The organism is Streptomyces sp. NPDC048277 (assembly GCF_040652235.1).
In the GTDB taxonomy this organism is placed as follows: domain Bacteria; phylum Actinomycetota; class Actinomycetes; order Streptomycetales; family Streptomycetaceae; genus Streptomyces.
In genome coordinates, this window is the sequence record NZ_JBEZLQ010000001.1 from 695,565 (window position 1) to 717,897 (window position 22,333).

At 71.0% G+C, this 22,333-nt stretch carries 20 protein-coding genes; 11 read left to right on the forward strand and 9 right to left on the reverse strand.

Annotated elements, in window-relative coordinates:
- Nucleotides 1-60: 60 nt before the first annotated feature.
- A complete protein-coding gene (locus AB0D85_RS03315) occupies nucleotides 61-1,446 on the reverse strand; it encodes a class II fumarate hydratase (protein WP_362312861.1) in 1,386 nt (461 codons plus the stop codon).
- Nucleotides 1,447-1,583: 137 nt separating this feature from the next.
- On the opposite strand from AB0D85_RS03315, the gene AB0D85_RS03320 reads away from it, so the two are divergent.
- On the forward strand, nucleotides 1,584-2,108 hold the full coding sequence (locus AB0D85_RS03320) for a SigE family RNA polymerase sigma factor (protein ID WP_362312863.1): 525 nt from the start codon (nucleotides 1,584-1,586) through the stop codon (nucleotides 2,106-2,108).
- The gene (locus tag AB0D85_RS03325) at nucleotides 2,105-2,617 is read left to right on the forward strand and encodes a hypothetical protein (protein ID WP_362312865.1); all 513 of its coding nucleotides are present in this window, start codon (nucleotides 2,105-2,107) and stop codon (nucleotides 2,615-2,617) included. The genes AB0D85_RS03320 and AB0D85_RS03325 overlap by 4 nt, the downstream gene beginning before the upstream one ends.
- Before the next feature lie 78 nt (nucleotides 2,618-2,695).
- On the opposite strand, the gene AB0D85_RS03330 is transcribed toward AB0D85_RS03325, so the two are convergent.
- A complete protein-coding gene (locus AB0D85_RS03330; protein ID WP_362312866.1) occupies nucleotides 2,696-4,369 on the reverse strand; it encodes a fumarate hydratase in 1,674 nt (557 codons plus the stop codon).
- A gap of 181 nt (nucleotides 4,370-4,550) precedes the next feature.
- On the opposite strand from AB0D85_RS03330, the gene AB0D85_RS03335 reads away from it, so the two are divergent.
- Nucleotides 4,551-5,252, forward strand: a complete 702-nt coding sequence (locus tag AB0D85_RS03335) for a DUF1707 domain-containing protein (RefSeq protein WP_362312868.1) — start codon at nucleotides 4,551-4,553, stop codon at nucleotides 5,250-5,252.
- Between the two features lie 153 nt (nucleotides 5,253-5,405).
- A complete protein-coding gene (locus tag AB0D85_RS03340; RefSeq protein ID WP_362312870.1) occupies nucleotides 5,406-5,783 on the forward strand; it encodes a WhiB family transcriptional regulator in 378 nt (125 codons plus the stop codon).
- Nucleotides 5,784-5,956: 173 nt separating this feature from the next.
- On the opposite strand, the gene glpX is transcribed toward AB0D85_RS03340, so the two are convergent.
- The gene (gene glpX, locus AB0D85_RS03345; RefSeq protein WP_362312872.1) at nucleotides 5,957-6,994 is read right to left on the reverse strand and encodes a class II fructose-bisphosphatase; all 1,038 of its coding nucleotides are present in this window, start codon (nucleotides 6,992-6,994) and stop codon (nucleotides 5,957-5,959) included.
- Between the two features lie 126 nt (nucleotides 6,995-7,120).
- Between glpX and AB0D85_RS03350 the strand changes: the two genes are divergently transcribed.
- Entirely contained in the window at nucleotides 7,121-7,645 is a 525-nt protein-coding gene (locus tag AB0D85_RS03350) for a DUF4245 domain-containing protein (RefSeq protein ID WP_362312874.1), read from the forward strand.
- Nucleotides 7,646-7,735: 90 nt separating this feature from the next.
- On the opposite strand, the gene AB0D85_RS03355 is transcribed toward AB0D85_RS03350, so the two are convergent.
- From AB0D85_RS03355 to xseA, 3 genes are all read right to left on the reverse strand, one after another.
- Complete coding sequence (locus tag AB0D85_RS03355; protein ID WP_362312876.1) at nucleotides 7,736-8,326, reverse strand: malonic semialdehyde reductase; 591 nt, start codon at nucleotides 8,324-8,326, stop codon at nucleotides 7,736-7,738.
- 153 nt (nucleotides 8,327-8,479) lie between these two features.
- Complete coding sequence (locus AB0D85_RS03360) at nucleotides 8,480-8,719, reverse strand: exodeoxyribonuclease VII small subunit (RefSeq protein ID WP_362312878.1); 240 nt, start codon at nucleotides 8,717-8,719, stop codon at nucleotides 8,480-8,482.
- 36 nt (nucleotides 8,720-8,755) lie between these two features.
- Entirely contained in the window at nucleotides 8,756-9,964 is a 1,209-nt protein-coding gene (gene xseA / locus AB0D85_RS03365; RefSeq protein WP_362312879.1) for an exodeoxyribonuclease VII large subunit, read from the reverse strand.
- A gap of 118 nt (nucleotides 9,965-10,082) precedes the next feature.
- Between xseA and AB0D85_RS03370 the strand changes: the two genes are divergently transcribed.
- Nucleotides 10,083-11,096, forward strand: coding sequence for a 4-hydroxy-3-methylbut-2-enyl diphosphate reductase (locus tag AB0D85_RS03370; RefSeq protein ID WP_362312880.1), 1,014 nt, complete (start codon nucleotides 10,083-10,085; stop codon nucleotides 11,094-11,096).
- 75 nt (nucleotides 11,097-11,171) lie between these two features.
- A complete protein-coding gene (gene ppgK, locus AB0D85_RS03375) occupies nucleotides 11,172-11,921 on the forward strand; it encodes a polyphosphate--glucose phosphotransferase (protein ID WP_362312882.1) in 750 nt (249 codons plus the stop codon).
- A 161-nt stretch (nucleotides 11,922-12,082) separates the two neighbouring features.
- On the opposite strand, the gene AB0D85_RS03380 is transcribed toward ppgK, so the two are convergent.
- Nucleotides 12,083-12,616, reverse strand: coding sequence for a DUF6542 domain-containing protein (locus AB0D85_RS03380; protein WP_362312883.1), 534 nt, complete (start codon nucleotides 12,614-12,616; stop codon nucleotides 12,083-12,085).
- Nucleotides 12,617-12,812: 196 nt separating this feature from the next.
- On the opposite strand from AB0D85_RS03380, the gene ychF reads away from it, so the two are divergent.
- A complete protein-coding gene (gene ychF / locus AB0D85_RS03385) occupies nucleotides 12,813-13,901 on the forward strand; it encodes a redox-regulated ATPase YchF (protein ID WP_362312885.1) in 1,089 nt (362 codons plus the stop codon).
- A 94-nt stretch (nucleotides 13,902-13,995) separates the two neighbouring features.
- On the opposite strand, the gene AB0D85_RS03390 is transcribed toward ychF, so the two are convergent.
- On the reverse strand, nucleotides 13,996-17,313 hold the full coding sequence (locus AB0D85_RS03390; RefSeq protein ID WP_362312887.1) for a choice-of-anchor D domain-containing protein: 3,318 nt from the start codon (nucleotides 17,311-17,313) through the stop codon (nucleotides 13,996-13,998).
- Nucleotides 17,314-17,669: 356 nt separating this feature from the next.
- Entirely contained in the window at nucleotides 17,670-19,025 is a 1,356-nt protein-coding gene (locus AB0D85_RS03395) for a M14 family zinc carboxypeptidase (protein WP_362312889.1), read from the reverse strand.
- 222 nt (nucleotides 19,026-19,247) lie between these two features.
- On the opposite strand from AB0D85_RS03395, the gene AB0D85_RS03400 reads away from it, so the two are divergent.
- The 3 genes from AB0D85_RS03400 (at nucleotide 19,248) to AB0D85_RS03410 (ending at nucleotide 22,320) form a co-directional block, all read left to right on the forward strand.
- Nucleotides 19,248-20,495: a ThiF family adenylyltransferase gene (locus AB0D85_RS03400; RefSeq protein ID WP_362312891.1), complete on the forward strand. Its 1,248-nt coding sequence runs from the start codon at nucleotides 19,248-19,250 to the stop codon at nucleotides 20,493-20,495.
- The gene (locus AB0D85_RS03405; RefSeq protein WP_362312893.1) at nucleotides 20,495-21,727 is read left to right on the forward strand and encodes a hypothetical protein; all 1,233 of its coding nucleotides are present in this window, start codon (nucleotides 20,495-20,497) and stop codon (nucleotides 21,725-21,727) included. Before AB0D85_RS03400 ends, AB0D85_RS03405 begins: the two co-directional genes overlap by 1 nt.
- A 98-nt stretch (nucleotides 21,728-21,825) precedes the next feature.
- The gene (locus AB0D85_RS03410) at nucleotides 21,826-22,320 is read left to right on the forward strand and encodes a PH domain-containing protein (RefSeq protein ID WP_362312895.1); all 495 of its coding nucleotides are present in this window, start codon (nucleotides 21,826-21,828) and stop codon (nucleotides 22,318-22,320) included.
- The last annotated feature ends 13 nt before the right edge of the window (nucleotides 22,321-22,333 follow it).

Below are 22,333 nucleotides of genomic sequence, written 5' to 3' on the forward strand. Positions count from 1 at the left end.
ATACGACGCTGCGGCGGACGTCACGGTTCTGGCCGGGCGGCGCGAAACGTTCGCACCCGGTTACGGCCGTGTCATCCGCAGGACATCCAGCGCCTCGTCCAGCTGCTCGACGGTCAGATCACCCTTCTCGACGTACCCGCCGTCGAGGACGACCTGGCGGATCGTCCTACGTTCCGCGAGCGCCTTCTTGGCCACCTTGGCGGCCTCCTCGTACCCGATGTACTTGTTGAGCGGCGTGACCACGGACGGCGACGACTCGGCGTACTCCAGCGCCCGTTCCCGGTTCGCGGTGATCCCGTCCACGGTCCGGTCGGCCAGCAGCCGGGAGACGTTGGCGAGCAGCCGGACGGACTCCAGGACGTTCTTGGCGATGACCGGAAGCATCACGTTGAGCTCGAAGTTCCCGGCCGCGCCGGCCACGGCGATGGTCTGGTCGTTCCCGATGACCTGGGCGGCCACCATCAACACGGCTTCGGGGATCACCGGGTTGACCTTGCCCGGCATGATCGAGGACCCCGGCTGGAGGTCGGGCAGCGCGATCTCGGCGAGCCCGGTGCGCGGCCCCGAGGCCATCCACCGCAGGTCGTTCGCGATCTTCGTCAACCCGACCGCGATCGTGCGCAGTTGCCCGCTCGTCTCCACGATCCCGTCCCGGGCGCCCTGCGCCTCGAAGTGGTCGCGCGCTTCGGTGAACGGCAGCCCGGTGTCACGGGCGACCTCCTCGATCACGGCTGCGGAGAACCCGGGCGGGGTGTTGATCCCGGTGCCGACGGCGGTCCCGCCGAGCGGCAGCTCGGCCAGCCGGGGCAGGGCGGCCCGCAGCCGCTCGGTCCCGTACCTCACCTGGGCGGCGTACCCGCCGAACTCCTGCCCGAGCGTCACGGGCGTGGCGTCCATGAGATGGGTCCGCCCGGACTTCACGACGTCGGAGAACTCCTCGGACTTCCGGGCGAGCGAGTCGGCCAGGTGTTCGAGCGCAGGGATCAGGTCCCGGGTGACGGCGGCGGTGGCGGCGATGTGGATCGACGACGGAAACACGTCGTTCGAGGACTGCGACGCGTTGACGTGGTCGTTCGGATGGACGTCCCGCCCGAGCCGCTCGCTCGCGAGCGTGGCGATGACCTCGTTGGTGTTCATGTTCGACGAGGTCCCCGACCCCGTCTGGAACACGTCGACGGGAAAGTGCTCGTCCCACGTCCCGTCGGCGACCTCAGCGGCCGCCTCCTGGATCGCCCGGGCGACGTCCTTGTCGAGCACCCCCAGCTCGGCGTTCACCTTGGCGGCCGCGCCCTTGATCCGGGCCAGCGCCTCGATGTGCGCCCGCTCGATCCGCTGACCGGAGACGGGGAAGTTCTCGACGGCCCGCTGTGTCTGGGCCCGCCACTTGGCGTGGGCGGGGACACGGACCTCGCCCATGGAGTCGTGCTCGATGCGGTAGTCGCTCATACCGGGTACAGCGGTCGGCACGGTGGGGTTGTTCCGCCGCGTGCTCCACCCGGGTATGTGACCCAGCTCTCACCACACACATGCAGCAGACCGGCCGGGGGTCGCGTCGAGGACGGGTGACAGGAAGGGAGGGGCGTGTGGAGACCGACTTCGAGGCCGGCTTCGACGGCTTCGTCGCCGCCCGGTCGGCCGCGCTGTTCCGGGGCGCGCTGGTCCTGACGGGCAACCGGGACGCGGCGGAGGACCTGGTCCAGGAGACGCTGGAGCGGGTCTGCCGCAAGTGGCGGACCATCGCCGCCGCGGACGCCCCGGACGCGTACGTACGGCGGATCATGGTCAACCTCGCCAACGACCGCTGGCGCCGGTTCCGCCGTACCGTCCCGGACGCCGGCGACCGGATCGCACCGGGCGACGCGTACGGACAGGTCGACAGCCGCGACCAGTTGGTCAGGGCGCTCCAGTGCCTGCCCATGCGGATGCGGACGGTGGTGGTGCTGCGCTACTTCCACGACCTCTCCGACGCCGAGATCGCGGCCGACCTCGACATCTCGCCGAGCACGGTCCGCTCTCAGCTGGCCCGGGCGATGGAGAAGCTCAGAAGCCAGTTCCCCGCGCTCTCCGGCCCTTCACCGGTACGGCAGCCCCCGGAAGGAATGCGATGACCTCGTACGACGGCGATCCGCGGCCTCCGGGCTGCACCCACTTCGAAAAGGAACTGATGACAGCCATGAACAACTACGCCGACTCCACCGACGCACCGGTGTTCGACGCACCGGGCATCGTGCGCCGCACCCGTCGCCGCCGGGCCGCGGGCATCGCCGCCGTCGCCACCGCGCTGATCCTGGCGGGCGGCGGCACGGCGCTGGCCTCCATGGGCGGGAGCACGACCCACTCCACGGCCCGCCCGGCGAGCACCAAGGAGACCGTCAACCACGACCCCGCCACCATGCTGCTCCGCTTCGACGGCGGCGGAACCCTCCCGATCGACTTCTGGGGCTGGACCCTGAAGGAGGCCAAGGCGTACCTGGACAAGACGCAGACGCACCTGGGCACGGTCACCCAGCGGCCGGTCACGGGCTGTAAGCCGGGCACGGTCGTCGCGATCGACCCGCACACCCCCGCGACCGTCGACACCGGCGACACGATCAACCTGGTCCTCTGCGCGCGCTGACCCCCCGGTGGCACGAAGACGCCCGCCCCTGCCGAAATCAGGGGCGGGCGTCCGTCAAAGGGTCACCAGGTCACGGGGTCACGCCAGCCCCGGCCCCCGCACCGGAATGCTCGTGAACGTCGGCTGCGGGGCCGGGTCCTGGAAGAAGTCGTTGCCCTTGTCGTCGACGACGATGAAGGCCGGGAAGTCCTCGACCTCGATCTTCCAGACGGCCTCCATGCCGAGCTCCTCGTACTCGACGACCTCGACCTTCTTGATGCAGTCCTGGGCGAGGCGGGCGGCCGGGCCGCCGATGGAGCCGAGGTAGAAGCCGCCGTGGGTGTCGCACGCGGCGGTGACCTGCTTGCTGCGGTTGCCCTTGGCGAGCATCACCTTGGAGCCGCCCGCCGCCTGGAACTGCTCGACGTAGGAGTCCATACGGCCGGCCGTCGTCGGGCCGAAGGAACCGGAGGCGTAGCCCTCGGGGGTCTTCGCCGGGCCCGCGTAGTACACCGGGTGGTCCTTCAGGTACTGCGGCATCTCCTCGCCCGCGTCGAGGCGTTCCTTGATCTTGGCGTGCGCGATGTCACGGGCGACGACCAGCGGGCCGGTGAGGGAGAGCCGGGTCTTGACCGGGTACCTGGTCAGCTCGGCGAGGATGTCGTCCATCGGCTGGTTGAGGTCGATGCGCACGACGTCCTCGTCGGACGAGTCGAGGTGCTCGTCCGTGGTCTCCGGCAGGAACCGCGCCGGGTCCGTCTCCAGCTGCTCCAGGAAGACGCCCTCGGCGGTGATCTTCGCGACGGCCTGCCGGTCCGCGGAGCAGGAGACGGCGATGGCGACCGGGCAGGACGCGCCGTGCCGGGGCAGCCGCACCACGCGCACGTCGTGGCAGAAGTACTTGCCGCCGAACTGCGCGCCGATCCCGATCTTCTGCGTCAGCTCGAAGACCTTCTGCTCCAGGTCCTTGTCCCGGAAGCCGTGGCCCAGCTCCGAGCCCTCGGCCGGGATCTCGTCCAGGTAGTGCGCGGAGGCGTACTTCGCGGTCTTGAGGGCGAACTCGGCGCTCGTACCGCCGACCACGATCGCCAGGTGGTACGGCGGGCACGCGGCCGTGCCGAGCGAACGGATCTTCTCCTCCAGGAACTTCATCATGGAGGCCTCGTTCAGGACGGCCTTCGTCTCCTGGTAGAGGAACGACTTGTTGGCGGAGCCGCCGCCCTTCGCCATGAAGAGGAACTTGTAGGCGCCGCCGTCGGTGGCGTAGAGCTCGATCTGGGCCGGCAGGTTCGACCCGGTGTTCTTCTCCTCCCACATGGTGAGCGGAGCCATCTGCGAGTAGCGCAGGTTGAGGTTGAGGTACGCGTCGTAGATGCCCTTCGAGAGGGCCGCCTCGTCGCCGCCCTCGGTCAGCACGTTCTGTCCGCGCTTGCCCATGACGATCGCCGTGCCGGTGTCCTGGCACATGGGGAGCACGCCGGCCGCCGCGATGTTCGCGTTCTTCAGCAGGTCGAGCGCGACGAACTTGTCGTTGTTCGACGCCTCGGGGTCGTCGATGATGCGGCGCAGCTGGGCGAGGTGGGCGGGGCGCAGGTAGTGCTGGATGTCGTGGATGGCCTCCTCGGCCAGCTTGCGCAGCGCCTCCGGCTCCACCTTGAGGAACGTCCGCCCGTCCGGTCCCTCGACGGTGGACACACCCTCCGAGGTCACCAGCCGGTACGGGGTGGTGTCCTCGCCCTGGGGGAGCAGATCGGTATACGCGAACTCAGGCATCTCAGCCCATTCCTCACTCTGACGGACGGCCGCCCGCCGACGCTGGCGGGCGTTGTCCAGCGTAGAACCTGCCGCTGACGGGGAGCCTGTGAGGTAAGGCTCAGTTCGAGGACGGTATGGGTTTTCCACAGGCCGCGACGAGGGGTAGTCGCGATCTATCGCGTTTCGGTACGCTGCTGCCGTGGACCTTCAGAAGCAGACCTCTCAGGAGTACGCCGGAGCGCCGGTCGCCGAGCTGCGCGCCTCGGACGCCGACCGTGACCGCATCGCCGACATCCTGCGGGAGGCCCTCGCCGAGGGGCGCCTGACCGCCGACGAGCACGCCGAGCGCGTGGAGGGGGTGCTGGGCGCCAAGACGGTGGGCGAGCTGGAGGTCTTCATACGGGACCTGCCCGCGGCCCACGCCCACCGTGCCGCCCCGCCCTACACGCCGGTACCGCCCCGGCCGGAGCCCGGCGCGCTGCCGGTCGAGGCGGACGCCAACGTGGTGGCCGTGTTCAGCAGCGCCGTCCGCCGGGGCCGCTGGCGCGCGGGCCGCCGCCTGCACGCGTACTCGGTCTTCGGCTCGGTCGAGATCGACCTCAGCGAGGCGATCTTCGAGTACCAGCAGGTCTACATCAAGGCGATCTCGGTCTTCGGCGACATCCAGATCCGCGTCCCGGAGAACGTGTCGCTGCGCGGCACCGGCGGCGGTGTGCTGGGCAACTTCGAGGCGGACACGCGGGATTCGGTCGATCCCGACGCGCCGGTCGTCTACGTCGACGGCTGGGCCGTCCTCGGCAACGTGGAGGCGCGGCCGAAGCGCGGGAAGCTGATCGAGGACATCCTGGACCGGGTTCAGGACAAGGTCGACAGGAAGTTGCGCAAACACCTGGACCGTTGACGGTCGCGAATCACTGCTTTCCCAGTGGCCCCGGGGGTCGTGAACAAGCCGCCGTGCTACGGCTGTTGGGAACGCTGTGCATAGGCCCGCGCACAGCGGGTAGGCCTTGCTGCATCGTCTCTCGCTCGCGAAGCCGTCGTCAGGAGTAGACCCGTGCTGCAACCGCCGCATTCGTCCCTGCAGGTAGCTGCCGTTCCGGCCCAGCGGGTGCCAGTGCGGGACAGGGACCAAGACGCACCCTGGCACACCGAGGCGGTGTGTCAGCGCGACGAGGCAGGCCTGTTCTTCGCACCCTCCAAGGAACCCACCGCCGCCCGGCTGTCCCGGGAGGAGGCGGCCAAGCGGGTCTGTGCCCGCTGTCCGGTGATGGTCGAGTGCCGCGAACACGCACTCCTCCAGCCCGAGCCCTACGGCGTCTGGGGCGGCCTCACGGCAGCGGAACGCCGAGTGGTCCTGGCGAGGCGCAGGCGCCGCGACATGGAACTGAAGAAGGCGGCACGAGCCGCGGCGGCGAACCGTATAGCGGGTTGATCCCCTGGCAGGGGGCGCCCTCTCCGCACAGAGGGCGCCTTTCGACCTGCCTAGGGGCCGGCGCCCCGAAAGGGGCGCGGGGCTGTGTCGATTTGCGGCTACCGCCGCATGGGCGCGACCAGCCACGACGCACCCGCAGCCGCGAACGCTCCGCAGCCCCTGCCCCCAAGGCGTTACTTCGCCTTGTCGAAATCGATCGTGCTGTACGCCCGCAGCTTGCGCAGCCGGTGCTCCGAGTCGATCCGCCGCACCGTCCCCGACTTCGACCGCATCACGATGGACTCGGTCAGCGCGGTCTCCGACCGGTACCGCACCCCCCGCAGCAGCTCACCGTCGGTGATGCCCGTCGCGACGAAGAAGACGTTCTCCCCGGTGACCAGATCCTCGGTCGTCAGGACCCGGTCCAGATCGTGCCCGGCGTCGATCGCCCGCTGCCGCTCCGCGTCGTCCCTGGGCCACAGCTTGCCCTGGATCGTGCCGCCCAGGCACTTCACCGCGCACGCCGAGATGATGCCCTCGGGCGTACCGCCGATGCCGAGCAGCATGTCGACGCCCGTGCCCTCGCGCAGCGCGTAGATCGACCCGGCGACGTCGCCGTCGGAGATCAGCTTGATGCGCGCGCCGGCGTCCCGGATCTCCTTGATGATCCCTTCGTGCCGCGGCCGGTCGAGGATGACCACGGTCACGCCCTCCGGCGAGGACCGCTTCGCCTTGGCGACCCGGCGGATGTTGACGGAGATGGGCGCGTTGATGTCGACGAAGTCCGCCGCCTCCGGGCCCGTGACCAGCTTGTCCATGTAGAACACGGCGGACGGGTCGAACATGGCCCCGCGCTCGGCCGCGGCCAGCACGGCGATCGCGTTGGGCATGCCCTTCGCGGTGAGCGTCGTCCCGTCGATCGGGTCGACGGCGATGTCGACCTCGGGACCGGTGCCGTCACCGACGTGCTCCCCGTTGAAGAGCATCGGCGCTTCGTCCTTCTCGCCCTCGCCGATGACGACCACGCCGTTCATCGACACGGTGGAGACGAGGGTCCGCATGGCGCGCACGGCGGCACCGTCGGCGCCGTTCTTGTCGCCGCGGCCCACCCAGCGCCCCGCGGCCATCGCGGCGGCCTCGGTCACGCGGACGAGCTCCAGGGCGAGGTTCCGGTCGGGAGCCTCGGAGGGGACATCGAGTTCGGACGGCAGGTGATGATGATTCTCGGTCATCGGAGCGCACCTTTCTGATACGACGACGGCCGGATGAGGGTTTCCCGTCGACTCTATCGCCAGGCTGACAAAATGAGCAGGGGACCCCACGGATGAGCGCAGGGGGCACCTGCGACGATAGGGGGCGTGGCAGGCACGAACGGCAAGCAGAAGACGGTCCGGGACATGATTCTCTCCCTGGCCCTGATCGGTCTCGCGGCGGGCTTCATCTACCTTCTCGTCCCGCACGACGATCACGCTCCCGACCTTCCGAGGGTCGACTACCGGGTCGAGTTGCTGACGGCGCGACGCGCCGCGAACTACCCGGTCGCCGCGCCCGAGGGCCTGCCCGGCGCCTGGAAGGCCACCTCGGTCCGCTTCCAGGGCGAGGAGGGGAACCGCTGGCACCTCGGCTACCAGACCCCCGACGGTCAGTACGTCCAGATCGAGCAGTCCACTCAGAAGCGCGCGGACTTCATCACCGACGCCAGCCAGGGTGCGACGGCGACGAAGACGACCGAGAAGATCGGCGACCGCACCTGGACCCACTACACCGGCGGCCGCTACGACGCGCTGGTGCTGGACAACACCCCCGGCTCCACGACGGTGGTGGCCGGCACCGCCTCCTTCACCGACCTGACGAAGATGGCGGCGGCGCTGACGATGTCCTGACGGGTCTGCCCCGAGACAGCGCGAGAGGCCCCCGGCGCCGTCGCCGGGGGCCTCTCGCATGTCCGCGGGACGGCTGGTCCGCGGGGTGGCTCAGACGGTCGTGACGACGTCGTCGTACGCCAGGCGCGGGGAGCGCGGGAACCAGGCGTCCTCGCCCGGCTTGCCGATGTTGACGACCATCAGCGGGGTGTGGTCGTCGTCCAGGAACTCCTTCTGGACGCCCGCGAAGTCGAGTCCGGTCATCGGGCCGGCGGCGAGACCGGCGGCGCGGACGCCGAGGATGAAGTAGGCGGCCTGCAGCGCGGCGTTCAGGGCGGCGCTGCCCTCACGCGCCGAGCGCTCGCCGAAGAAGAGGTCCTTGGCCTGCGGGAAGTGCGGGAAGAGCTGCGGCAGCTCCTCGTGGAACTCGTTGTCCGCGGCCAGGATCGCGACCAGCGGGGCGGTGGCGGTCTTCTTCTGGTTGCCCTCGGCCATGTGCTGCACCAGGCGCTCACGGGCCTCGGGGGAGCGGACCAGGACCACGCGCAGCGGCGACTGGTTCATGGAGGTCGGGCCGTACTTGACCAGGTCGTAGATCGCCTGCACCTGCTCGTCGGTCACCGGCTCGTCGGTGAAGGTGTTCGCGGTGCGGGCCTCGCGGAACAGCAGGTCCTGGGCGGCGGAGTCAAGAACGAGAGACATTGCGGGAACTTCCTCGGGATGCGGTGCCGGATCCGTACCGGACCGCGGTCCGGATCGATTGACGGCACCACCGTACGCGAGGAAGGTTCAACCTTCAACGAAAACCGGAGCGTGGTGATTCGCCTCACAACCGCCAGGCCCTCCACCCCTCCCCTACTCCTCCTCTTCCCCCGCTTCCGCCTCTCCCTCGTCCTCGGCCAGCGCCGCGTCCAGCCGGGCCCGAGCCCCCTCCAGCCACCGCCGGCACACCTTGGCCAGCTCCTCGCCCCGCTCCCAGAGAGCCAGGGACTCCTCAAGGCTCGTCCCGCCGGTCTCCAGCCGCCGTACGACCTCGATCAACTCGTCCCGCGCCTGCTCGTAGGAGAGGACGGCCTCGTCCGCCTTGCTGCTCATGCACTGACCTTTCTCATCGACTCGTACGGCACGGCGTCAGCCGTCCACCCGCACCGTGAACTCACCCTCGGCGACCCGCGCCCGCAGCGCCTCGCCCGGCCCGACGTCCCCCGGGTCCCGCACCACCTGGCCGTCGTCCTTCTGCAGCACGGCGTACCCGCGCCGCAGCGTGGCGGCGGGGGAGAGGGCCACCACGCGCGCGTGCGTGTGCGTCAGCTCGGAGTCGGCGCGGTCGAGCAGATGCCCGAGGGTGCGCCGCGAACGGTCGACCAGCGAGGCGATGTGATCGGCCCGCTCGTCGACCATCCGGTGCGGATCCTCCATGGCCGGCCGGGCCAGCGCGTGCGCCAGCCCCCGCTCCTCCCGCGCCACCAGCGCCTCGGCGCACCGCCGGGCCCGGTCCCGCAGCATCCGCACGCGGTCGAGCTCCTCACCCACATCGGGTACGACCTTCTTCGCGGCGTCGGTGGGGGTGGAGGCGCGCAGGTCGGCCACATAGTCGAGCAGCGGGGTGTCGGGCTCGTGCCCGATGGCGGACACGACGGGCGTACGGCACTCGGAGACCGCCCGCACCAACTGCTCGTCGGAGAACGGCAGCAGATCCTCCACGCTGCCGCCCCCGCGCGCGACGATGATCACATCCACCTCCTCGATCGCGTCGAGCTCCTTCACGGCCTGCACGACCTGCGGCACGGCGTGCACACCCTGCACCGGCACGTTCCGCACCTCGAACCGGACGGCCGGCCACCGGTGCCGCGCGTTCTCCAGCACGTCCCGCTCGGCGGCCGAGGCCCGCCCGCACACCAGCCCGATCAGCTGCGGCAGAAACGGCAAGGGCTTCTTCCGCGCGGCGGCGAACAGCCCCTCCGCGGCCAGCGCCTTCTTGAGCATCTCCAGCCGCGCGAGCAACTCCCCGACCCCGACGGGCCGTATCTCGGCGGCCCGCAACGACAGCTGCCCACGCGGCGCGTACCACTCGGGCTTCGCGTGTACGACGACCCGGGCCCCCTCGGTGACCACGTCGGCCACGGCGTCGAACACCTGGCGATAACAGGTGACGGCGATCGAGATGTCGTGCGACGGGTCCCGCAGCGTCAGGAACACGACCCCGGCCCCGGGCCGCCGCGAGAGCTGGGTGATCTGCCCCTCGACCCAGACGGCACCGAGCCGGTCGATCCACCCGCCGATGAGCCGGGAGATCTCACCGACGGGCAGGGGTGCTTCGGCGGACGTGTTCAAAGCCATGCGGCGAGCGTAACGGCGCGGACCGACAGCACCGCCCTCCCGCCGTACCGCGCACCGGGCCGGTCTCCCCGGGACCGTCACCCGGACGCGATCTCCGCGCCCCGGACGCGGCCTTACGATGGGTGCCATGACTGCTTCGCCTGGCCGCCGTGTCCTGCTCGCCGCCCCCCGGGGCTACTGCGCGGGCGTGGACCGCGCCGTGATCGCCGTCGAGAAGGCCCTGGAGCAGTACGGGGCCCCGATCTATGTCCGGCACGAGATCGTCCACAACAAGTACGTCGTGCAGACCCTGGAGAAGAAGGGCGCGATCTTCGTCGAGCGGACCGAGGAGGTCCCGCCGGGGAACATCGTGATGTTCTCCGCGCACGGCGTCGCCCCCGTCGTCCACCAGGAGGCCGAGCGCGGCCGCCTCGCCACCATCGACGCCACCTGCCCGCTGGTCACCAAGGTCCACAAGGAAGCCGTCCGCTTCGCCAACGAGGACTACGACATCCTCCTGATCGGGCACGAGGGCCACGAGGAGGTCATCGGCACCTCCGGTGAGGCCCCCGACCACATCCAGCTCGTCGACGGCCCCGCCGACGTCGCCAAGGTCGAGGTCCGCGACGAGTCCAAGGTCGTCTGGCTCTCCCAGACCACGCTCTCCGTCGACGAGACCATGGAGACGGTCGACGCCCTCAAGGAGAAGTTCCCGCAGCTCATCTCCCCGCCCAGCGACGACATCTGCTACGCCACGCAGAACCGTCAGCTCGCCGTGAAGCAGATGGGCGCCGAGGCCGAACTGGTCATCGTGGTCGGCTCCCGCAACTCCTCCAACTCCAAGCGGCTCGTCGAGGTCGCCAAGCTGGCCGGCTCGCGCGCGGCCTACCTGGTCGACTTCGCCAGCGAGATCGACGAGGCCTGGCTGGAGGGCGTCACCACGGTCGGCGTCACCTCGGGCGCCTCCGTGCCGGAGGTCCTGGTCGAGGAGGTCCTGGAGTGGCTCGCCGAGCGTGGCTACGGCGATGTGGAGATCGTCAAGGCGGCCGAGGAGTCCATCACCTTCTCGCTGCCCAAGGAACTCCGCCGTGACCTGCGCGAGGAGGCGGCCACCCTGGTCGCCCAGCGCGGCGGGACCGGCGCGGAGGCGTGAGAGCCGGGCGTACGGCGGTGTGACCGCCGTACGCCTCACGTCGTGACTGTCAGTCGTACGACGTAACGTGGAGCCATGCAGATCTTCGGCGTGGACATCGGTGGTTCAGGGATCAAGGGCGCTCCCGTGGACCTGGACAAGGGCGACCTGGCCCAGGAGCGCTGCAAGGTGCTCACCCCGCATCCGGCGACGCCCGACGGCGTCGCCGACGGGGTCAAGCAGGTCGTCGAACACTTCGGGTGGAGCGGCCCGGTCGGGCTCACCTTCCCCGGGGTGATCACCGACGGCACTCACATCCGCACGGCGGCGAACGTCGACAAGAGCTGGATCGACACCGACGCGCGCACCCTGTTCAGCGAGCGGCTCGGCGGCCTCCCGGTGACCGTGGTCAACGACGCGGACGCGGCCGGCGTGGCCGAGATGGAGTTCGGCGCCGGCCGGGGCCACAAGGGCGTCGTCATCCTGCTCACCTTCGGCACCGGTATCGGCAGCGCCCTGTTCGTCGACGGCGAGCTGGTCCCCAACACCGAGCTGGGCCACCTGGAGCTGGACGGCCACGACGCGGAGAAGAAGGCCTCCAGCAAGGCCAAGGAGGACCACGACCTCAGCTGGGAGCAGTGGGGCCGCCGCGTCGACAGGTACCTGACGCACGTCGAGATGCTCTTCACCCCGGACCTGTTCATCATCGGCGGCGGGGTGAGCCGCAAGGCCGACAAGTTCCTGCCGTACCTCACGGACGTCAAGGCCGAGATCGTCCCGGCACAGCTGCAGAACAACGCGGGGATCGTGGGCGCGGCGATGCGCGCGGCGCACCACGCCAAGTAGACCGACGCGGAGGCCCGTCAGAGACCGGCACCGGTCCCTGCCGGGCCTCTGTGCCGTAGCCGGATCGGCGCCCGCGCCGGCGATGGGGCAGCGTCCGCATTGACGTCGGATCGGCGTCTGTGTCGACGCCGGATCGCGCCCGCGCCCGCGTCGGCGTCGGGTCAGCGTCCGCGTCGGCGTCGGAGGATCCGGGCCCGGCGGACGAGGACGATCACCCCGGCGATCAGTGTTCCGCCGTAGAGCCAGCCGGCCTGGGTGGACAGGGCCGTCACCAGGCCCATCAGGCCGCCGAGAAAGCCTCCGCCGCCGTCGGCGACGGTCAGCAGGCCGGCGGCGAAGGCGATCGGGACGACGACGGGCGCGATCAGCAGATCGCCCCCGCGCACCCACAGCGCGGTCAGCACGGCCACCGGCAGGAACAGCACGCCGTACACCGTCAGGGACGCCCCGAAGAGCAGGTCGTCCAGGAAGCCGAGCAGGAACATCACGGCCCCGCAGAAGAGGCCGCCGCCGAGTCCGGTGAGCCGTGGGTTCGGGAGCCGGCCGGGCCGCGCCACCGGTACCGGACGGGACCTTCCCGGAGCGGGCCGCCGCTCGGCCGTCGCCGGCCCCCGTCTGGCCTGCGGCGGCAGCGGCGCACGGGGGGCGCCACGGCGCGGGCCGTGCTGTCGGGGTCGGGTCCTGTGATGCTCCACTGGACCAACTTAGGTCGGTTAATGTGCCCAATCGGGGCCCAGACACGCCGAAACCAAGCCGAAGAGCAGAGCTTGTCCAGGTGTTCGACGCGGCCGCCGGCCCGGGGCCCGGAACCCCGTAAACTGGTGGATCGGCCGGCCCGCCGGCACTGGCAGCCTCAGGCTCACCCACCCACTCACTACGGGAAGTCGCAACGTGTCGCTCACGATCGGAATCGTCGGCCTGCCGAATGTCGGCAAGTCGACCCTGTTCAACGCCCTGACCAAGAACGACGTGCTGGCGGCCAACTACCCGTTCGCCACGATCGAGCCCAACGTCGGTGTGGTCGGCGTCCCCGACGCCCGCCTCGCCCAGCTGGCGTCGATCTTCAAGTCGGAGCGCATCCTCCCGGCCACGGTCGACTTCGTCGACATCGCGGGCATCGTGCGCGGCGCCTCCGAGGGCGAGGGCCTGGGCAACAAGTTCCTCGCGAACATCCGTGAGTCCGACGCGATCTGCCAGGTCATCCGTGCCTTCAAGGACGAGAACGTCGTGCACGTCGACGGCAAGGTCTCGCCGAAGGACGACATCGAGACGATCAACACCGAGCTGATCCTCGCCGACCTCCAGACCATCGAGAAGGTCCTGCCGCGCCTCCAGAAGGAGTCGCGGATCAAGAAGGACGTGGCGCCCAAGGTCAAGGCCGTCGAGGAGGCCAAGGAGATCCTGGAGAAGGGCGACACGCTCTTCTCCCAGGGCATCGTCCAGGGCTCGGACCGCGCCGAGCTCCTCCACGACCTGCACCTGCTCACCACCAAGCCGTTCCTCTACGTCTTCAACGTCGACGAGGACGAGCTGACCGACGACACGTTCAAGGCCGAGCAGCGCACCCTGGTCGCCCCGGCCGAGGCGATCTTCCTCAACGCCAAGCTGGAGCAGGACCTCGCCGAGCTCGACGAGGAGGACGCCCTGGAGCTGCTGGAGTCGGTCGGCGCCGAGGAGCCCGGCCTCGCCACCCTCGCCCGCGTCGGCTTCGACACCCTCGGCCTGCAGACCTACCTGACGGCCGGCCCCAAGGAATCCCGCGCCTGGACGATCAAGAAGGGCGCGACGGCCCCCGAGGCGGCCGGCGTGATCCACACCGACTTCCAGAAGGGCTTCATCAAGGCCGAGGTCATCTCCTTCGCCGACCTGGTCGAAACCGGCTCGGTCCCCGAGGCCCGCGCCAAGGGCAAGGCCCGCATGGAGGGCAAGGACTACGTCATGCAGGACGGGGACGTGGTGGAGTTCCGCTTCAACGTTTGATTGAAGCTTAAGTAAATGCTTCTGTGAACACGCGCGGGCGGCGCGGCACCCTTCCCGGGTGTCGCGCCGCCCGTCGTTTTCTGGGGCCGTGGGCTCAGATGAGGGAGTTGTAGGTCTTCCAGCCGGGACCGACGCTGACGCGGGCCGCGTAGGGTGCCGCGGCCTTGCCGGTTCCCGGGTAGAGCCACAGCGCGCCCGAGGTGTCGCGCGCCAGCAGGTCGGCCTTGCCGTCGCCGGTGATGTCGCGCGGTCCGGCGAACGCGTTGTAGATGTTCCAGCCTCCGCTGATCAGGGTGCGGGCGGCGAAGGGGGCGGTGGCCTTGCCGGTGCCGCGGTAGAGCCACAGGTTGCCCTTGGTGTCGCGGGCCAGCAGGTCGGACCTGCCGTCACCCGTCACGTCGCCCGCGGCGGTCAGCGTGGAGTAGGTGGTCCAGCCTGTGCCGATTTTGGTGCGGGCGGCGAAGGGCGCGGTGGCGCTGCCGGTGCTGCGGTAGAGCCAGAGGTTGCCCTGGGTGTCGCGGGCGACCAGGTCGGCCCTGCCGTCGTTGGTGAGGTCGCCCATGCCGGTCAGCGAGGTGTAGCCGCCCCAGCCCGGCCCGATCTTCCTGCGGGCCGCGAACGGAGCCGCCGCGTTGCCGGTCCCCTGGTACAGCCACAGCGTGCCCGTGGTGTCGCGGGCCACGATCGAGCCACTGCCGTCCGACATCACCCGCGAGACGCTGGTGATCAGGTTGTACGTGTTCCAGCCGGGGCCGACACTGAGGCGCTTCGCGAGTGGCGCCGCCGGCACGCCCGTGCCGTGGTACTGCCACAGCGTGCCGGAGGTGTCCCGCGCCAGCAGCGTGCCGAGCTGCGCCGGCGGCGGGGTGCCCGTGCCGCTGACCGTCTCCAGCATCGCGCCCTGCCCGGCGTCACCGGTGATCTCGTAGGACGCCGACTGGGCGCCGACCGCGGTCGGCGAGAAGGTCACGGTCTGCCGCACGCTCTGCTCCGGACCGATGACCAGGCCCTCGGGCAACGGGTCCGCGCTGGTGAACACGCCGGCCGGCGCCTTCGCCTTGGTGATCGTGACCGGAACGTTCCCGGAGTTGGTGATGGTGAACGTCTTGGTGACCGACGTGCCCCGGGTGACCCCGCCGAACGCCAGCGACGGGGGAGTGAGCAGCAGGTGCCCCTGGCCGCTGATCGCGTTGCCCTCGACCGGGATGGTCAGCGTGCCGCTGGTGCTCGTCAGCGTGAGCGACGAGGAGTGCTGTCCGGTGGCCGTGGGCGCGTAGCCGACGCGGAGCACGACCGAGCCCTGGGCCGGGACGACCGTCGGGTCCGCCGGGTCGGCGCTCGGCAGGTTGTCCGCGCTGAACGGCCCGGTGGGCGAGGTGACGGAGGTGATGGTCTCCGGCTCGGTGCCGGTGTTGGTCACCTGGACGTTCGCGGTGGCCGCGGTCCCCGTCGGCTGGTTGTCGAAGGACACCGTGCCAGGGAACGCGGCCAGCCCGGCCCTGGTCCCGACACCGTGCAGGCTCAGCGCGAACGTGCCCGCGTCCGTGACGACGGTGAGCGTGCCGCTCGCGCCCAGGACCGCGGTCGGTTTGAACGTGACCGGCACGGTGAGCTGCCCGCCGGCCGGGATCGAGGCCGGCAGCGACGAGGTGTCCGCGGTGAACGGGCCCTCGACGCCCACCGACTTGATCGCCAGCGCCTTGGACGGGTTCTGGTTCTCCGTCAGGACGACGTCGGTGGCGGCGGTGTCGCCGACCTGCACCGTCCCGAAATCGACCGGGCCGCCCTTGAGCGGACTGCCCACCGGGTTGCCGAACGCGTAGACCTTGCCGTCCCGCGTCCCGACGAAGACCTGGTTGCCGTCGGTCGCCGGGACGGCGAACTTCGCCGCGGTGCCGATCGGCGCGGACCACACCAGCTGCAGGACGCCGTTCGCGTCCGGCACCGGGTCGTAGGCGCGCAGTTGGGCGTTGACGCCCGTCGGGCCGCCCGACCAGACGACCCACACCAGGGCGCTGCCCGAGCGCGTTCCGTCGGAGGTGACCACCGCCGAGCCGCTGGTGTAGGGGAACGAGTCCTGGCTCGCGCCCGCGACGGTCAGCGCCGGGTCGCCCTTGCTGGTCACGCCGCGGTGCAGCGCCGTCAGCGAGCCGCCGTTGCCGACGACGTACACGTAGCCGCCGTCACCGCCCCAGACCGCGGGATGGCCCCACTGGCCCTTCAGCGGCCCGGTGATGCCGACGACCGCGTCCGTTCCGCCGGAGCCCTGCGAGCGCCCGCCGAGGTTGTCGCGGTCCAGCAGGAACACCCGGCCGTCCTTGCCCTGCTGCACCAGCAGGTGCGGGTGGGAGGCGGTGCCGAAGCTGTCCGGCAGGCCGACCGGGCCGCCGGAGGCCAGGTCGGTGTCGAGCTGGTCGAGCGTCGGCGCGTTGGACGGGCTGAAGAAGTCCGCGGCCTTCAGGCTCTGGTCGGACTGCACCTGGAGCCGGACCACGGACTCCGCGAGCGTGCCGGGCGGCGAGGTGCCCGGGCCGGGCGCCGGGCTGACGCCGTTGCCGGTGGCCACGAAGATCCGGCCGGGACCGTCGGAGACCAGCCCGCCGCCGGACTGCCAGATGCCGGCGCCGCTGTTGCTGGCGCCGGTCTCCGTCGCCCACATCGACGTCACCGAGGGCGAGGTGGTGCTGACGCCGACCACATAGCCGCGGTACGGCTTGGCGTCGCAGTGCCCGCCGAAGCCCGCGTACACGACCCCGTCGAGCAGCAGCAGCCCCGGCCGCTGCATCTCGTACGCGGGCAGGAACGACTGGCTCGGGTCGTTGGACGCCGAGCCCTGGATCGTGACGGGGAAGCCCTGCTTCTCCGCGCCGGTGACCGGGTCGAGCGCGTGCATGTACCAGTGCGGGTCGAGCGCGTTCGGGCCGTCGTCGACCTTGGTCGTCAGATAGACCGCGCCGGTCGCCGGGTCGTATACCGGGGTGCCGGTGCTGCCGACGTTCGGCGCCAGGTCGCCGCAGCTGAGCGTCGCGGCCGGCCACGCGGGCCCGAAGTTCCGCTGCCACAGCACGGCGCCGGTCGTCCGGTCCAGGCCGTAGGCCACGTTGTTCTCGGTGACCGCGACCACCGTGGCGCCGACCACGAGCGGCTGCGCGTAGATCTGCCCGTCCAGCTGGGCCGGGGCCTTCCACAACTGCCCGAACGACGACGACCGTACGTCCGCCGCGCCGAGGTCCCCCTCACCCTGGTCCCAGCCGGTCCGCAGCGAGTCCACCGACCCGGTGGTCTCGCTGGCCTGCGCCTGCGAGACTCCGACGCCGATCAGCCCCGCCGTCAGCGCGCCCGCCACCGCGAGCACCAGCCCGCGCCGCCAGGCCCCTTTCGTACTTATGCCTCTATGTCTGTCAGCACCCACGACGAAACCCCCTCCGGCGTCCTGCACATGAAGCCCCCGCGACCGCGCTCCCCGCGCGACCGCCTTCCCCCGAGCCGCCCGGCGCCTCGGGCGGCCTCCTCACGTGGAAGGCCGCGGCGCACGGTCGCAGCCCGCGCATCAAACCACACAATCCTCCCTATGGCCCCTTCTCTCTCACGCGGCCTGTTGCGATGCGCGTCCGGACAACTCACGTACCTCGCGAAGCCACCCGTGGTTCACCTTTGTGTGGCGGGTGGCGGGTGGCGGGTGGCGGGTGGCGGGGGGCGGACAGACTCGGATGGGCTGGTCTCCGGTGGAACTGCCGGTGGTGGGCCTCGATCAGGGCCGCGCCCTGGTCACCGCAGGGCCGTCAGGGCGGTCTCCGCGGCTGCCAGTACCGTGCGGGTCTCGAGTTCCGCCTGGTGGTGCACGGGTACCCAGCGCAGTCGCAGGGCCTTCTCGAAGTCCGTGCACCATGGGGTGAAGAGTTCGTCGAGGTCGCGGTGCAGGCCGGGGGCCGCGGGGTCGTCCGTCGCCTTCAGCAGTCGTAGCAGCAGGCCCGCGGCGCGGAGGGGCTGGCGGCGGGCCACGATGTCCAGGGCGCAGATCTGGGCCGTCGTCAGGCGCCCGGGGTCGTCGGCCGCCTGGCGGGCGAGGGGTTCCCAGGAGTCGGCGACCAGGTCGTACAGACCGTCGGCCATCCACTCCAGCACGCGCCGGGGCGGGTCGTGCGCGGCCGGCGGCAGGAAGGCGCGTGCCTTGTCCAGGACGGCGGTCACCTGCCGTCCGCCCTCCCGTACCAGCCCGGCCAGGTCACGCAACGCGGCGGCGGCAGCCGGGTGCGGGGACAGGTCGTCGGCCAGGTCACTGGCCCACATGGGTACTTCGACGATCGCCGTGACACCGCCGTAGCGCTGGGGTGCGCACCAGGTGGACAGGCCGATGTTCTCCGACCCGGCCGCCAGCCGGGCGGCGCCGTCCGGCGGAGGCAGGACGTAGATCCCGGGGCCGGGGTTCTCCCAGTACAGGGCGTCGAACGTGCCGCGCTGGACCGGGATGCCGAGCTTCGCGGCGGACGCCTGGAACGGCACGGTGAGTTCGGGGAGGTCGCGGGTCAACTGGACCCAGCCGCCGCCCGCTTCGACGCCGTGCAGGGAGCACTGGAGAAACGGCCGCAGTTCGTCGATCACCTCGAACAGCGCCTGGCTCTCCGGGAGTTGCCGCGACTCGATCGGCGCCCACTCCGGCTGCTCCGCCGCGACCGGGCGGTAGGCGGCACGGTAGTAGGCGTCCAGGGTGTGGTCGGGGCCGGCCGTCGCCCGCTCGATCCCCTGGCTCAGCGCGGCGCCGTCCGGGTCCAGGCAGAGGATGATGTTCCAGGTGACGACGGTGGGATCGGTCGCCGGGGACGGAGACGGAGACGGAGACGGAGACGGGGACGGGGACAGGGACGGCGATGGGGACGGCGATGGGGACTCGTCGCGCGCGATCCGTTCCGCAAGGGCTAGTGCGGTCGCGCCGCCGACCGGTTCGTCGGGGTGCGGCCGGGCGACCACCAGGACGTGGTGCGGCCCGTGTCCCACGGACAGCATCTCGATCGGGCGGCCCGCGCGGGACGTTCCGACCCGGCGCAGCCGGCCGGCCCCCGGAAACCGGGAGACCAACCGTCGCGCCGAGTCGGTGACTTCCGCGACCGTGGGATAACGGTCCATCATCCGCGTCTGGTTCAGGCGCCGCCGTTGCCACCGCTCTCGCCGGTGGTCTCCTTCTTGTCCAACGGCCGGATCTCGATCTTGTTCGCCATGCCGTGTCCTCCCGTAGCCGGCTGAGACGTGCCGTGGTCGAGGTGCTCTTGTCAGAGTTGGCTCGGCCGACAAGTCTTGTCAACGTCCGTTGTTGTGTGGGTAGTTGGGCCTGACGAGATTGGCGCGAAGATGACGGTGCCCGCGATGCGGCGGCCTCGGATCAAGCCGGAACACCGGGCTTACCGGACCGTCGAGGGCCATGTGCGGATCGGAAGCGTCGTGCACGGCATCGGCGCCGAGGTCATGGACCCCGACGGCTGGGTGTGGACGCTCGTCGAGGCCATGGACGGTACGCGGAGCCCGGCCGACATCGTCGCCGAGGTGTCCCGTCACCATCCGGGACTACGGCTGCCGGACCCGGACATCGTCCAGGCGATGACGGACCTGACCGTGGCCGGGTACGTGGAGGACGCCGGGGCCGCGCCGCCGGCGGAGCTCTCCGAGCGGGAACGCGAGCGGTACGGCAGGGGCATGACCCTGCTGCGCTGGATGGACCTCCGGCCCAGGGCGAGCGCCTGGGAGCCGCAACTGCTGCTGCGCCGCGCCCGGGTCCTGCTGATCGGCGTCGGCGGTACCGGCGGAACCGCCGCGCGGGATCTGGTGGCCTCCGGGGTCGGGCGGCTGCACTGCGTCGAGCCGGACGTCGTCGAACTGTCGAACCTCAACCGGCAGACCCTCTTCCGCGAGCGGGACCTCGGTACGCCCAAGATCGACGCGGCGCTGACCGCGTTACGCGCCCTGAACTCGGACACGACGGTCACCGGCGAGCGCCGCGAGGTACACGGCCCGGCAGACCTCGAAGACCTGCTGACCGGTGGTCATGGCGACTTCGGTGGTCCCGGCGCACCCGACGGCGCTCACGACGGCGTCGGCGACCGTTCCGGGTACGACGTGCTCCTGCTCGCCGCCGACCGGCCCGCCGTGATCCGTCGCTGGGCGAACCAGGTCTGCCTGGCCTCCGGCACGCCGTGGGCCGAGGCCGGTTATCGCGGGCCCCTGGTGAGTGTCGGGGTCTTCGCGCCCGGCCGGGGTGCCTGCTGGGAGTGCCTGCGCGCCGCCGAGACCGAGCGCCGCGATCTGCGGCTCGCGCCCGGCCAGGACGAGGAGGTCGCCTCGCCCCGTATGCCGTGGAACCCGGTGAACGCCGTGACCGCGGGCCTGTCCGGCAGTCTGCTGGCGCATGCCGCGCTGATGCTGCTGTGCGGAATCCCCCGGATCGACCCCGGGTACCGGTTCGGCCTCAACCTCATGATGCCGGGCGACCCGATCATGCAACGCACGGAGCGCCGCCCCGACTGCCCGGCGTGCGGCTCGGAACCGGCGGCGCACTTGGCCCCGGCCCCGGCCCCACACCCGTCCCCGCAGCCCCCCTCGTGATGGGCACCGCCGCGGAGGACGTCCCCCGGATCGAGCCGTCGACGCGCGTTCTGCTGCACGAGCTCGGTGTACGGCGTGACCGGGACGAGTGGATCGTGGGCCGGATGGCCACCCGGACCTTCGTCGCCCTGCCGGCGGCCGGGGCCCGTGCCGTGGAACTCCTCGGCGAGGGGCGGAGCGTGGCCCGTACGGCGGAGATCCTGCGGGACGAGACCGGTGAGGAACTCGACATCGCGGATTTCGTCAGGGCCCTGGCCGCGCTGGGCTTCGTGGCGCGGATCGGGGACCGCCCGGTGCCGGACACCGAACCGCCGCGCGCGTCCCTGCCGTGGCTGCGCCCCCGCCAGGTCCGGTACGCCCTGCACCCGGTACTCCCCGTCCTCGTCGGAGCCCTGCTGCTGGCCGCCGTCGTAGTCCTGATCCGCCGTCCCGACCTGCTTCCGTGCTACCGCGACCTGCTGTGGAGCCCGCACGGCAGCCTGGTCCTGCTCACCGGGGCGGCGGCCGGGTGGGCGCTGCTGCTGGCCCATGAGCTGGCGCACCTGGTCACCGCCCGCGCCGCGGGGGTGCCGGGGAAGATGCGGCTGGGCACGCGGCTGCAGTTCCTCGTGATGCAGACCGACATCAGCGGCATCGAACTGGCGCCCCGCCGCCACCGGTTGACGGCCTACCTGGCCGGTATCGCCCTCAACCTGTCCGTCGCGTCGGCCCTGGTCCTGGTCCTGCCCCTGACGGCCGCCGGGACCACGCCCCACCGGCTGCTGGCCGCGGGCCTGCTGCTGGCCCTGCTTCCGTTGCCCTTCCAGTTCATGGTGTTCACCCGCACCGACCTGTACTTCGTCCTCCAGGACCTCACCGGCTGCCGGAACCTGTACGGCGACGGACTCGCCTACGCCCGCTACGTGTTCCGGCGGACGACGCGACCGGGACGCCGGGGCGCGGGCGACGACCCGAGCACCGGGCTGCCCGCGCACGAGCGCCGGGCCGTTCGCCTCTACAGCGTCGTCCTCGTGGCCGGCACGGTGGCCTGCCTGGCCTTCATGGCCGCCGTCACCCTGCCCGCCGACGTCACCCTGCTGGTGCGCGCGGCGCGTGGTCTGGGACCGGGCCACGGTCTCGCGGGCAACGCCGACTCGGCGGCGGTCCTGGTCACCCTCGGCGGGGTCAACGTCCTGTGGCTGGTGACCCGGTGGCGCAACCGCCGCTCACGCAGACCCGCGGCAACGATCTGAGGACGCCTCGATCACGCGGCCCGAACGCACGAAATCCGCGTCACCGCCGCTGTGTAGGCTCTGCGCGGCACAGCGCCGGGCAGGTCGAGAGGACTGGAATGAGCAGCTACGCGGAGAGATACCTCGCCGACGACGAGGAGCTGGTGTACGCCACACGCCAGCACTGGACCGAACTCTTCACGGAGTTCGTCCTGCTGGTCCTGATCTGGCTGGTGGCCGGCGTGCTGTTCTGGCTGCTGGACTTCGGTGCCGTCGTCGACTACGTGGTGGCCGGTCTCGCGGTGATCGCCTCGCTGTGGTTCTGGCTGATACCCCTGCTCGCCTGGCGCGGCACCGTCTACCTGGTGACCTCGAAGCGGATCTACCGGCGCAGCGGCTTCCTGACCAAGACGGAGCACAGCATTCCGCTGTCGCGGATCAACGACGTGTCCTTCAGGGCCACTCTGTGGGAGCGCATCCTGCACGAGGGCACCGTCTCCATCCAGTCCGCCTCCGAGCACGGCCTGCTCACCCTCAAGCACGTCCCCGACCCCGAGCACCTCAACGAGGTCATCAACCAGGCCATGGACGTGGAGGAGCACCGCGCCCAGTAGCCGAGCCGGGGCC

Coding starts and splice junctions, on each gene's coding strand:
- AB0D85_RS03315 (WP_362312861.1), bottom strand. CDS start 1,446: ATGAGCGACTACCGCATCGAGCACGACTCCATGGGCGAGGTCCGTGTC.
- AB0D85_RS03325 (WP_362312865.1), top strand. CDS start 2,105: ATGACCTCGTACGACGGCGATCCGCGGCCTCCGGGCTGCACCCACTTC.
- AB0D85_RS03330 (WP_362312866.1), bottom strand. CDS start 4,369: ATGCCTGAGTTCGCGTATACCGATCTGCTCCCCCAGGGCGAGGACACC.
- glpX (WP_362312872.1), bottom strand. CDS start 6,994: ATGACCGAGAATCATCATCACCTGCCGTCCGAACTCGATGTCCCCTCC.
- AB0D85_RS03355 (WP_362312876.1), bottom strand. CDS start 8,326: ATGTCTCTCGTTCTTGACTCCGCCGCCCAGGACCTGCTGTTCCGCGAG.
- AB0D85_RS03360 (WP_362312878.1), bottom strand. CDS start 8,719: ATGAGCAGCAAGGCGGACGAGGCCGTCCTCTCCTACGAGCAGGCGCGG.
- xseA (WP_362312879.1), bottom strand. CDS start 9,964: ATGGCTTTGAACACGTCCGCCGAAGCACCCCTGCCCGTCGGTGAGATC.
- AB0D85_RS03370 (WP_362312880.1), top strand. CDS start 10,083: ATGGGTGCCATGACTGCTTCGCCTGGCCGCCGTGTCCTGCTCGCCGCC.
- ppgK (WP_362312882.1), top strand. CDS start 11,172: ATGCAGATCTTCGGCGTGGACATCGGTGGTTCAGGGATCAAGGGCGCT.
- AB0D85_RS03395 (WP_362312889.1), bottom strand. CDS start 19,025: ATGGACCGTTATCCCACGGTCGCGGAAGTCACCGACTCGGCGCGACGG.
- AB0D85_RS03400 (WP_362312891.1), top strand. CDS start 19,248: ATGACGGTGCCCGCGATGCGGCGGCCTCGGATCAAGCCGGAACACCGG.
- AB0D85_RS03405 (WP_362312893.1), top strand. CDS start 20,495: ATGGGCACCGCCGCGGAGGACGTCCCCCGGATCGAGCCGTCGACGCGC.
- AB0D85_RS03410 (WP_362312895.1), top strand. CDS start 21,826: ATGAGCAGCTACGCGGAGAGATACCTCGCCGACGACGAGGAGCTGGTG.